At 61.6% G+C, this 11,743-nt stretch carries 7 protein-coding genes; 3 read left to right on the forward strand and 4 right to left on the reverse strand.

Translation table 11 applies throughout. The features are described from left to right. Positions 1–53: 53 nt before the first annotated feature. Genes ABJF10_RS11855 through ABJF10_RS11865 form a run of 3 tightly spaced genes read right to left on the reverse strand, consistent with a single transcriptional unit; the run spans position 54 to position 5,335 of the window. Positions 54–3,173 carry an error-prone DNA polymerase gene (locus ABJF10_RS11855; protein ID WP_348544783.1) on the reverse strand — a complete coding sequence of 1,040 codons (3,120 nt, stop codon included), beginning with the start codon at positions 3,171–3,173 and terminating at the stop codon, positions 54–56. Beyond that, a complete protein-coding gene (locus ABJF10_RS11860; protein WP_348544784.1) occupies positions 3,163–4,659 on the reverse strand; it encodes a DNA polymerase Y family protein in 1,497 nt (498 codons plus the stop codon). The genes ABJF10_RS11855 and ABJF10_RS11860 overlap by 11 nt, the downstream gene beginning before the upstream one ends. 7 nt (positions 4,660–4,666) lie before the next feature. Beyond that, on the reverse strand, positions 4,667–5,335 hold the full coding sequence (locus tag ABJF10_RS11865; RefSeq protein ID WP_348544785.1) for a hypothetical protein: 669 nt from the start codon (positions 5,333–5,335) through the stop codon (positions 4,667–4,669). A 315-nt stretch (positions 5,336–5,650) separates the two neighbouring features. Here ABJF10_RS11865 and ABJF10_RS11870 point away from each other — a divergent pair, with 315 nt between their 5' ends. From ABJF10_RS11870 to ABJF10_RS11880, 3 genes are read left to right on the forward strand one after another with little or no spacing between them, the layout of a single operon-like run. After that, a complete protein-coding gene (locus ABJF10_RS11870) occupies positions 5,651–7,531 on the forward strand; it encodes a S8 family peptidase (RefSeq protein ID WP_348544786.1) in 1,881 nt (626 codons plus the stop codon). 36 nt (positions 7,532–7,567) lie between these two features. After that, positions 7,568–8,887 carry a hypothetical protein gene (locus ABJF10_RS11875; protein WP_348544787.1) on the forward strand — a complete coding sequence of 440 codons (1,320 nt, stop codon included), beginning with the start codon at positions 7,568–7,570 and terminating at the stop codon, positions 8,885–8,887. A 37-nt stretch (positions 8,888–8,924) separates the two neighbouring features. Beyond that, positions 8,925–10,256, forward strand: coding sequence for a DUF4062 domain-containing protein (locus ABJF10_RS11880; RefSeq protein WP_348544788.1), 1,332 nt, complete (start codon positions 8,925–8,927; stop codon positions 10,254–10,256). 65 nt (positions 10,257–10,321) lie between these two features. On the opposite strand, the gene ABJF10_RS11885 is transcribed toward ABJF10_RS11880, so the two are convergent. After that, on the reverse strand, positions 10,322–11,743 hold a 1,422-nt coding region (locus tag ABJF10_RS11885), incomplete at its 5' end, for a threonine--tRNA ligase (protein ID WP_348544789.1).

Genomic DNA, 11,743 nt, shown 5'->3' on the forward strand with positions numbered 1-11,743 from the left:
GGATGATACGCTTTTGCTCCCGCCGGCGAGTGGAAAATTGATGGGCAACCCAGTCACCGAAAGTCGTGCGACTCGGCGAGGGTCAGTTCCGGCGCGGAGAGGGGCAGGATGCGTTGTGCTTTGACGTGAATGACGTTCTCGTGATTTTGCAGCGAGCCTTCGATAACGAGAAAGGATTCCGAGGTGATGAGCAGCCGGCAGCGCTCGAAGAGTTGCGGCACGACGATGGCATTGGCGACGCCCGTCTCGTCCTCGAGGCTGATGAAGACGAATCCCTTGGCCGTGCCGGGCCGCTGGCGGCAGATGACCTGGCCGGCGATTTGCAAGTAAGTGCCATTCGCCGCCTGCGACAGATCCGCGGCGCGCCAGGCGTGCGGCACCTGATCGCGCAGCAGGCGCATCGGGTGTTTGCCGATGCTCAGGTTCATGCCGCTCTGGTCCGCTTCGAGCCGTTCCCACGCATTCATCGGCGCCAGCGGTGCGGGTGGCGGCCGGACGGCCTGACGCGCGAATAATCCTTCGCCATCCAGTGGGAGCTCGATCTGCCAAAGCGCATCGCGGCGATGGGCGCTGAGGCCGTGCAGCGCACCGATTTTCGCCAGCGTGCGCTGCTCCGGTTTGTTGAGTTTCGTGCGCAAATTGAAATCGGCGACGGAAGTGAACGGCGCCCGCATGCGCTCCAGCAGCAAATGCGCGCCATGCTCCTTGCGCAGCCCATTCACGACGCACAGCCCGAGCCGCACCGTCGTGTCGTCAATCACCGTGCAGTTCCACTCCGACTCACAAACCGACACCGGCAGGAAATGCAGCCCGCGCCGCTGCCCATCCTTGATCAAGGTCGCCGAGGAATAAAAACCCATCGGCTGATTATTGAGCAGCGAGGCATAAAACTCCGGCGCGCGATGGACCTTGTACCAAGCCGAGGCATAGGCCAGCAGGGCGAAGCTGATGGCATGCGACTCGGGAAAACCATAGACGGCAAACGATTGCACGGACTTCACCACCAGGTCCGTTACTTCCCGGCTGTGTCCTTTTTCTTTCATCCGGACATGCAGTTTGGCACAAGCGGCATTCATCCGATCGTGGGAGCGATGAAAGGACAACGCTCTCCGCAATTCTTCCGCTTCAGATCCATTAAAACCGGCCAGATCCATCGACATCTTGAGCATCTGCTCCTGAAACAGGGGAACGCCGAGGGTGCGTTTTAATGTCGGTTCCAGCACGGTCTCCACATCCTTGTGGAGATAGACGATATCTTCCTGCCCACAGCGACGCTTAAGGTAAGGATGCATGAGGCCGCCTTGGATTGGTCCCGGGCGCACGATCGCTACTTCCACGACGAGATCGTAAAATTCTTTCGGCTTCAGTCTCGGCAGGGTGGCCATCTGTGCGCGGCTCTCGATTTGAAAGAGGCCAATCGTGTCCGCCGCGCGGATCATCTCGTATGTCTCCGGATCATCCGCCGGCACCTCATAGAGCTCCACTTTGCGCCCGCGCTGCTCGCTGAGGGCGATGGTTTCTTGCAAGACCGACATCATGCCGAGCCCGAGCAGGTCGACTTTGATGATGCCGAGGTCTTCGCAGTCATCCTTGTCCCATTGCGCCACGACGCGCCCGGGCATCGAGGCATTTTCCAGTGGGATGAAAGAACTGAGCTGATTCTGGCAGATGATCATCCCCCCGGAGTGCTGGCCCAAATGCCGCGGCAGCCCTTTCATCATTTGATACAAAGTGGCCGCCGCTTCCGCCCGCGGATGGTCTTTCGGAATGCCGGCCTGGATCAGTTGCGCCTTTAGATCGAGCGTGTGCGGAAAATCACCATTGGCGAAAAGCGCGGAAAAGCGGCCGATGGATTCGAGGGAAAAGTTCAGTGCCTTTCCGATCTCGCGCATCGCGCTGCGTCCACGAAAGGAGATCACATTGGCAGTCATCGCCGCGCCGTGCTGGCCAAAGCGGCGATAGACTTCCTGGATCACGCGCTCGCGCCGGTCGCCGCTTGGCAAGTCGAGATCGATATCCGGCCAGGCATTCCGGCCTTCCGCGAGGAAGCGCTCGAAGAGGAGTTTGTAACCAATGGGGTCACACGCGGTGATGCCGAGAGTAAAGCAGACCACCGAATTTGCGGCGCTGCCGCGCCCTTGAATCATGATGTCGTTTTCCCGCGCAAACTGCACGAGATCCCAGATGCAAAGAAAGTAGCCGCAAAAGCCCAGTTTCTCGATCAGCGCCAGTTCCTTGTCGATCTGCGCGCGAACCTGCGAATTGAAATCGCTGCCGCGATATCTATCGCGGGCTCCGCTCAGGACTCGCTGGCGCAGAAAGGTGGCCATCGTTTCGCCTTCAGGGACGGGAAAGGTGGGGAATTCGTAGCCGAGATTGGCGAGCGTGAATTGCAGCCGATCCGCCAGTGCGACCGTGTTGGCGATGGCCTCGGGCAAATCACGAAATAGCTCCGTCATCCCGGCGGCAGACTTGAGATAGCGCTCGCTGTTGGCGCTGAGCAGCCGGCCGGCGGCATCGAGGTGGGTGTGATTTCGCGCGCAGGTGAAAACGTCCAGCACGCCGCGCTGCTCAGGCATGGCGTATTGGACGCCGTTGGTCGCCAGCAGCGGCAATTGCTCGGCGCTGGCGAGATCAGCCAGTTGGCGGATGCGCAGTTCCTCACCCCGCCGCAAATGGCGTTGCACTTCGACAAAGACATTCTTGTCTCCGAAGGCGCGGCGCAACCGGGCGATCCGCTCCCGAGCCCCGGAATGATCATCTTGTTCGAGGCAACGGGCGATCGGTCCCTCCTCGTCTCCCGTGAGGGCGACAAGTCCTTCGGCAAATTGCTCCAGTTCGTGCCAGTGCACGGGCGCATCGGTTTTCGTCCCGCGCAATTTTGCCTGGGTGATGAGGCGGCAAAGATTCCGGTAGCCGGTGCGCGATTCCACGAGCACTGGCAGGACGGCGCCGTCCTCGAGCGTGAGTTCCGCGCCGAGGATCAATCGTGTCCCGGACTCCTGGCCTTTTCCGTAAAAGCGCGGCGCGCCGTAGACGCCATCCCGATCGCAGAGGGCCACCGCGGGCAGTTTCAGTTCCGCAGCGCGTTCGGCGAGCTGCTCGGGGAAAGAGGCGCCGCGCAAAAAGCTGAAGGCGCTGCGGGCGTGTAACTCCACGTAATCACGCGTCATAGCAGCCCTCCAGAAAACAAGAACCCCGACATCTTGAGATGCGATAAAGCGCGCCGCCGCTGAGCTCGATATCCCACTCTTCGATGCTCCAGGCGTGGTGATCCCACCATTGCCCGGAAGCGCGATAAGGGCCCGCCGCATCGATCACCTCACCTTGTGCTTTTGGGGAGGAGAACCAAATCGGAACGTGACGTTGAAAGCGGACGTGGGCCGGGAATGGCGGACGAAAGCGTCTCAGCGGCAAACCCAATGTCCGGCTTTCTGACGGCCCGGCTTTCTGGCTTTCCGCCAGCTTCTGAAAGTCCGGCGTCGCCAGCTGGAAGCGATCCGGCTGGTGCGTATCTTCGAGCTGCACGACGCCGACGTTTTCCGTGCCGACGAGCGCCGCCAGGCGCCCGAGTGTCTCGCCGAAACGGTTCGGATCGCGCAGCGGGCTCTCGAAGAGTTGGAATTGCGAACGGTCGGCCACGACCGGCTCGATGCGCAAGCGCACGCCGATAGGCTGTTGCGCGAGTTGCAGGCTTTCGAGATGGGTGTGCAGAATCCGAAACAGCACCTCGGCATCACCCGTGGGCGAGGGGACGGTGAAGATGCGCTCGTAGCGATCCGGGCCAGCGGCGACATGGGAAGGACCGGGCTCCAGCAGAATAGTCAGGGTCATCTGCGCGGCCACGCGGTAGGCTTCATCAAGCCGCAGTGTGAGCTGCTCGAGCTGGCGGCGCAGGATGAAAAGCAGCGGCTCGGTGGTCTCGATGGGATGCTCGAAATCGCAGGCTTCCCAAAACACTTCCGGCGGTCGCACGAGACGCAATTCGCGCTGCGCCCGGCCGGCCGCCTGTTCCCACAGCGCGCCGGCCGCGGGGCCGAGCCGCTCGCTGAGCTCGCTGCGCGGGAGGCGCGCGAGTTCCCCGAGATGATGGATGCCCCAATCGTGCAGGACGGCGATTAGATCAGGTGAGGAATCCACCTCCGAAAGGGCGACCCCGGCGAGAAACGCCTCGGGATGCTGGACGATGAGAGTGGGTTTCGCATGCCGGGCGGCCAGGGCAGCGAGGTCGGGATTCGAGGCCACGCCGATCTGCGCGCGCAATTCGCGGGTGGCGAAGCGCTCCACGGCGGCGCCCGCCCATTGCTCCCAGTCGCGCGTTTTGATCTGCCGCAGATCGGCTGCGCACAAGCCCTCCGCCGTGGCCTCGATGAAGGGAGAAAGCGCGCCGGTGGTCTCCAGCAGCAGCGCGCTCACGACCTCCTCCTGCGCGTGCGACCGCTGCACGAGGCGCAAGGCCGGGCAGCGCGCGAGGGCTTGCGTGGGCACCATCCCGCGCCACACTCCGCTGCGCTCCGCAGGTTCGGTCATCTCCAGCACGCGGCCCTTTTCCGTGTCGCCTTCCAGGATGGCGATCGGTTGGAGCCACGCTTCCTCGTGCCAGCGCAAGGCGGCTTGCAGGGAAAATTGCGGAAGTAAAATGGCGGCGAACCAGGACATGATTTTTTTAAGCGATGCGACTGTGTAATTCCTCCATGGGAGTGACTTGTTTTCCGCGGCGGTAGACCTGTGCCTGAATATGCTCGAACAACTCGCGACGCGGACGCTTGAGCGCGGCCAAACTCCAGCCCGCCCGCAGGGTGATCCGCAGGCGCGCGGCCTCGACGATCGGTTGCGGCGTCATCACCACCAGGGCCGTGCCGCTCCGCTCCACCAGCCGCTGAAAGCGATGCCAGGTGCTGGAGGGAATGCGCCCGAGCCCGCGCAGCGGCACCATTTGCAGATCGAGCAACACCAGCGGCAGATTACCGTCGCGCAACAACAGGTCGGTGACTTTTACGCTCTGCTCCGCCGTCTTGCAAAAGACCGTGAGCAACCGCGAGAATGCCCCGGCATCGTGGCTGCCCGGATCAAACGAGTGCCCGCCATCCACCAACGCGGCCAGTTCTCGCCTTTCCTGCAAGGAGGCGAGCACCTGGTGCAAAAAGAACCCGCCGCAGGCCGCCGGACCGCACAACTCTGTGACGGCATTGTGCGGGACTCCGCCCTCCAGCGCATCGATCTCCGCCCAGCCCGTGGCCCAATGCCGCACGGGCAAAGGTATCGCTTCCGGAAAGTGCGCTGCCAGCGTCTCACGGATAGCAGCCAGGGAAATGATGTTGGCAGGCGAAGGCATGGATTATGTTCATATGAACATAATCACCCGTCAATCTCTCCTGGGCGAATCCCACCGAAATCTCACTCAGCCGTTATCTCCTGTTTAAAAATACGAACTTCTACTTGACTGCAGACGGCCTCCCGGTTTGAGCTACGTAAGTCATGAACGCAGGTCATGTATTGGCGGGAGACTCGTTTGAGTTCACTTCGGTCGGAGGTGAGCAGTCCCGCTGCCGGTGGCATCACGCGTCCTAACCCCAGGCGATCGAAAAACAGAGTTCCCTTTTCGCTACGCTCTTCCAACCCAGCAGGGTCAATAAAACGCAATCCCAATATGGCTAAAAAAGAACCGGCAAGGAAACCCGTCGCCCAGATCTTCAATGCCAAGATCCTTGATCGCACGGTCGTCGCCATTCCCTTGCTCCGGGCCATCGCGGACACGGAAGAGGTCGCGGAATGGATGCGCCAGCATCGTTCGTTCGCCGTGAAGAATTATAACGCGGTGATCTTTCTGGCCCGCGACTATCCGGAGCGCGCCGCCGGGGCGCTGCAGCAAATCGAGCAATTGCTCGAGCAAATCCTCGGAGAGCTGGGACGCTTGGCAAAGAACAACCGGCTCCTGCAAGGACTCCCGAAGGACCGGGACAAGCGCTCTTTCGTGGTCGCCCAACTCGAACGCCCCGTGCGTCTGGCGCTCGTGGATCGCGATCGCCGGGAGCATTTCAAGGCGATCGATCGCCTTCGTCCCACGCACTTCGACGTCATTATCGACGTCAATTTGAACTATCCGCTGGGCCGGGCCGCCGCCCGTGCCCAACTGGTCAGGATGCTGGATGAGATTCTTCCGCCTCTGACCAGCGGATCGGAGGCTCAGCGAAAGGAAAAGGCCGACGGCGACGGGCAGTATGTCTTCGCCCGGATGCGCAAAGAACACATCGACGCTCTCCTCCAGAAAGACACTACGCAGAGCATGGAACTCGCCACGAAGCTAAATTACGAGCGGCAAGGTTCACCCAATCCGGCCAATGACGTGAAGCCGGAAACCTGCCGCGTGATTCACAGCATGTGGCCGGATTTTCCCATCAAGCCGTGCATCACCCAGTCCATCGCGACCGTCAAAGCCGATGCGGCGTTGAACTCGTTTTCCACGGTTGGCGGCGGGATCACCTGGGCGGTGATCGATTCCGGCATCGACGCGACCCACCCCCATTTTTCGCAGAGCAACAATATCAATCCGAATTCACCCCTGCACCGTAACTTCACCGATGGGGCCTCGCCCAACCCTCCGGAAGCCTTGCGGGACGTCTTCGGTCATGGCACGCACGTCGCCGGGATCATCGCCGGCGGATTCGATAGGGACCGGGATCCCGCCAAGAACATCTTGAGAGCCGTGCGCCGGGTGCGCGTGAAACCGACCGCCCAGGAGAGCGACGTGGAAAAAGTGGAGAGCGAAATCACCCTTATCCGCGGCATGGCGCCCAAATGTGAGCTCGTCAGCTTGAAAGTGCTCGACGATGTCGGCTTCGGCGAGGTGAGCAATGTGATTGCCGCTCTCAGTTACATTCTGGATGTCAACAACAGCGGCCGGGCGGAACTGAAAATCCACGGCGTCAATATCTCGCTGGGTTACGAAATCGAGCCGGAGTGGTTTGCCTGCGGGGAAAGCCCCATCTGCATCGAGGTCAACCGTGTGGTCCGCTCCGGTGTCGTCGTCGTCGTTGCCGCCGGTAATACGGGACACGGCACGGTCACTTCCAGCGAGCGCTCCACCAGCGCCGGGCTGGACATGACGATCAACGATCCCGGTAACGCCGACCTCGCGATCACCGTCGGCTCCACCCATCGCGATATGCCGCACCGTTACGGGATCTCGTTCTTTTCATCCAAGGGACCCACCGGGGACGGCCGGCCCAAGCCCGACCTGGTGGCGCCCGGCGAGAAAATCCTCTCCTGCGCCACCGGCTCGCTGCTCCGCGACCGCGCCGGAGATGGGCAGGCCGGTAGAATCCATTACGTCGAGGACAGTGGCACGAGTATGGCCACCCCGCATGTCAGTGGCATCATCGCCGGTTTCCTTTCGGTGCGGCGGGAGTTCATCGGGAAGCCCGAGCAAGTGAAGGGAATCTTTTGCGCCACGGCGACCGATCTCAAGCGCGATCGTTATTTTCAGGGTGCCGGTTTGGTCGATCTCATGCGCGCCATCCAATCTGTTTAGCCAGGCTCCCAAGTCATACCCCAACCCAATCCAATTATGAGCGACATCGCAGGCATTCCCTACATCGAAGCGAAATTCGACAAAAACGGCAACCCCGACGGCCCAGCGCCGGTTCTCCCGGCAGACACCAATGAAGTGTTCGTTTTCTCCCATGGCTGGAACAACGACAATGATGAGGCGCGGACCCTGTACCGCACGTTTTTTACGAATTACGCCGCCGTGAGCGGGCCCGTGCCACCCGGCCGCCAACGCTGCATCGTCGGCATCCTCTGGCCATCCAAGGCGCTCGACGATGTGGTCAAGGCTGCGGTCGCCGATGCCGGCACCGGCGGCAGTGGTCCGGCGGCCTCGACCGGTGGCGGCAGCCAGGCTGGGGCCGATGCCGCGATCAAAGCCCAGCTCGACGAAGTGCAAAAGCTGCTCGGATCCGGATCGGAGACGCTTATTGCCGACCTCAAGAAGCTCGTTCCCGATCTTCAGGACAGCACGACCAAGCAACACGATTTCGTGGACAAGCTGCGCGCGCAACTCACCAGCCAGCATACCGACAACGATGAAGAGCCATCTTCGCACCCGTTCCTCGTCGCCTCGGGTCCGAACCTCTTGAAAACGCTGTCCCAGCCCGCGCCCGTCCCCGCCGCGGGCGCGCCCAAGCCCAAGGCCAAGGGCGCTGGCGGGGGCGCCGCCGGCCTCGGCGACATTTTTGGGGGAATCAAGGGGGGCGTTATCAAGTTCCTGAACCTCTTCAGCTATTTCGAGATGAAGGAACGCGCTGGCACCGTCGGCTCGACCGGCGTTGCGACCCTGCTTGACAAACTCGGCGCCAGCGTCGAGCGCATCCATCTCATAGGCCACTCCTTCGGCGGGCGCGTCGTCACGGCCGCGGCCAAGGCCTCCACGACGAAAAACCTCAAGACCATGTCGCTGCTCCAGGCCGCCTTTTCGCACAATGGTTTCCGGCCGGGCATTGGGTTCTTCCGCTCGGTGGTCGAGGACTCGCGCATCAAGGGGGTCGTGATCGCTACGCACACCTTCAACGATTCCGCGGTCGGGATCGCTTACCCTGCGGCTTCCCTGCTCGGGGGCGAAACGGCGGCGGATGCCAAGACTGCCGGCATCGCCGCGGCGGTGGGTGGTCCGAACAGCCCTTTCGGCGGACTGGGCAGCAACGGCGCGCTGCATCTCGCCACCGACCTCGCGTTCTTCATCGACATGGTCGCCGTCGGGAAGGCGTACGATTTCAAGGTCGGCAAGATTTACAACCTCGAGGCCCACGATTTGATCACCGAGCACGGAGACGTCGCCAACGCGAACGTCGCCTACGCCGTCGCTTCGGCGCACAAAGCCGCGGGCTAGCCAGCGCATCATACTTACCCGTAAACCACCTGGAATTATGTCTGGAAAACTTCGCGTCTTCATCAGCAGCACCATGAAAGATTTACCGAAGGAACGGCTGGCCGTTCGCGACCGGCTTGAGTCTTTCAACTTTGAAGCCGTCAATGCGGAAAACCTTTTGCCCACCGGCAAAAACTCCTGGGACACGATCAAAGAAGAAATTGAGGATTGCGAGATCATGGTCCTGCTGCTCGGGGGCCGCTACGGCTGGATTCCAGACGTCGGCCCGGGCGCGAACCGGAATATCTCCGTGACTGAAATGGAGGTGCAACACGCCCGCAGCCTTGGCATTCCGATCTTACCCTTCGAGAAGCCACTCGGTGCCAAGGCCGATCGAAATTCCGCCGACGCCAAAAGGCGGGATGCCTTCCGCGAGGAAATCAAGAGCTGGGGTCCCGGAAACTTTGTCACGGATTTCAAACGGGCGGTGGATCTTGGAGAAAAGGTGGGTGCGGCGGTGATCAAGACGCTCAGTAACGAATTCCGCCGCCAGCAAATTCGCGACCGGGCCGCGGCCATCGCCGCGGCGAAGCAGGGCCAGCCCTCGGCGCCCGTCCGGGCCGTCCGCGCTTCGGTTCCAGCAGGGTTGCGTGCAGCCGTGGAAAAGAAAGAAGCCATTCTGTTCGCCGGCTCGGGTATTTCCCGCAGTGCGGGATTGCCCTCCGCCCTGGCCTTCGCCGAGCGCTTCATGCAATTGATCAAGGAGAAGCAGCCCGAGTACTTCGTGAGCCCGGCGGCCGTGGCCTTCGCGGCGATTGCGGGCGATCTCGAAATCCTGCGCAATCGTTCGCTCGTGACGGATGCCGTTCAAATGCTGATGGAACCGCCGCACAATCCGCAGCCCACCCCGGCTCACACCCACGCCGTGCGGCTCTTTGCCAACATCCTCACCACGAATTTCGACACCCTCTTCGAACGCGCCGCCGCCGCTCAGTCGTTGAAATTGCCTGTCGTGGACATGGAAATCGACCGCCCCGTCCTGCCAACCCCGGTGCTCGTGAAACTGCACGGCTCCTGCACCCATCCGGAGTCCCTGATGATCAATGAGCGCGAAATCCTCCTTTTCGACAAGGCCCGTCCCCATCTCTGGGAGGTGGCGCTGAAGCTCATCCGGGAGAACACCGTCGTCGTGGTCGGCAGTTCCATGCGTGATCCCAGCATCATTCGACTCTTCTGCGAAGCAGACCGCCGGCTGCCCGGCTATTTCATCGCCCCGGATATTTCGCCCGCGGAGAATGCCCGGCTGAAACAGTGGAACATGGAATGCATCGAGGCAACCGCGGACGAATTCCTCGCCGCGCTCACCGAGAATCGCGGCGGCGCCGCGTGAACCGGATCAGCGTTCCGCTCGCAGAGCCAGGCGCCTCTCTTCCCGTCGATCGGTGAGCCAGCCCGTCAGGCCCGCCGTTCCTTGATCGCGGCGAGGAGGTCGGCGATGACTTCGGCGCGGGGCTTGGCGCCGAGGTTGCCTTTGCCATGGACGCGGAGGCTGACGTTGCCGGCTTCGAGGTCGCGGTGGCCGAGGACGAGCATGGTGTGCACTTTCATTTGCTCGGCATTGGCGATCTTGGCTTTGATCGGGTCGGTGCCGGCGTCGAGGTGGGCGCGGACGCCTTGGGCGCGGAGTTCGGCCTGGATCTCTTTGGCATAATTGACGAGCGGTTCTTCGTCGCCGATAGGCAGGATGCGGACCTGCTCGGGGGCCATCCAGAGCGGGAAGTTGCCGGCGTAGTGCTCGATGAGGAAGCCGACGAAACGCTCGTGCGTGCCGAGCGGGGCGCGGTGGATGCAGAGCGGGGTTTTGGAGGTGTTATCGCGGTCCTTGTAAGTGAGGCCGAAGCGCGCGGGGACGGCGAAGTCGACCTGGTTGGTGGCCAGGGTGAACTCCTTGCCGATGATGTTCCAAATCTGGATGTCGATTTTGGGTCCGTAGAAGGCGGCTTCGTTGGGGACTTCGACGTAGGGCGCGCCGGAGGCGATGAGGACATCGCGCACCATCTTTTCGGTCTTGAGCCAGAGATCGGATTGATCCACGAATTTTTTGCCCAGTTCCTTGGGGTCGTGGGTGCTGAAGCGGAATTGATAACGCTCGATACCGAAGATCTTGAAATACTTGAGATACATCTGGTTCACCGCCTCGAACTCGGCGGCGAATTGCTCTTCCGTGCAATAGATATGCGCGTCGTTCATCTGCATGGCGCGCACGCGCATCAGGCCGAAGAGTTCGCCGCTCTGCTCGTAGCGGTAGCAGGTGCCGTATTCGGCGAGGCGCAGGGGTAAGTCGCGATAACTCCGCGGCACCGCTCCGAAGAGCTTGTGGTGGTGCGGGCAGTTCATGGCCTTGAGGTAGTAGGTCTCAGCTTTTGGCAAGTCCACGAATGCGCGGTGAGTTTTGGTGACCTCTTCCATTTGTGCCGCGATCTCGGCCGGAAGGTCTCCGCTGCGTTCATCCCCTTTCAGATAGAGTTCGGGCCATCCATTTTCTAAGAACTCTTCAGAAATGCCCAACTGACGCCCGATGGGAACGGCCATATCGAAAGCTTTCTGAAGTGATGCCCGCCATTTTACTTCGGTGGACTTCCTAACATCTGCTATTTCATCCAATACCATCGGCGGAAACATCGACTCCGCGTAGTAGGGCAGATGCCCGCTGGTGAGATACATGTTTTCCCGCGCCAGGTGTGGGGTGCGGACGCGGTCGTAGCCGGCGGCGAATTCGGTTTCCTTGGCGAGCTTTTCCAGTTCCTCGATGAGGACGGTGCCGCGCGGGAGCCAGAGGGGGAGGCCGGGGCCGACGTCGTCGTCGAAGCAGAAGAG

Origin of the sequence: Chthoniobacter sp., from assembly GCF_040003245.1 — a bacterium.
Taxonomy (GTDB): domain Bacteria; phylum Verrucomicrobiota; class Verrucomicrobiia; order Chthoniobacterales; family Chthoniobacteraceae; genus Chthoniobacter.

Coding starts and splice junctions, on each gene's coding strand:
- ABJF10_RS11855 (WP_348544783.1), bottom strand. CDS start 3,173: ATGACGCGTGATTACGTGGAGTTACACGCCCGCAGCGCCTTCAGCTTT.
- ABJF10_RS11860 (WP_348544784.1), bottom strand. CDS start 4,659: ATGTCCTGGTTCGCCGCCATTTTACTTCCGCAATTTTCCCTGCAAGCC.
- ABJF10_RS11865 (WP_348544785.1), bottom strand. CDS start 5,335: ATGCCTTCGCCTGCCAACATCATTTCCCTGGCTGCTATCCGTGAGACG.
- ABJF10_RS11870 (WP_348544786.1), top strand. CDS start 5,651: ATGGCTAAAAAAGAACCGGCAAGGAAACCCGTCGCCCAGATCTTCAAT.
- ABJF10_RS11875 (WP_348544787.1), top strand. CDS start 7,568: ATGAGCGACATCGCAGGCATTCCCTACATCGAAGCGAAATTCGACAAA.
- ABJF10_RS11880 (WP_348544788.1), top strand. CDS start 8,925: ATGTCTGGAAAACTTCGCGTCTTCATCAGCAGCACCATGAAAGATTTA.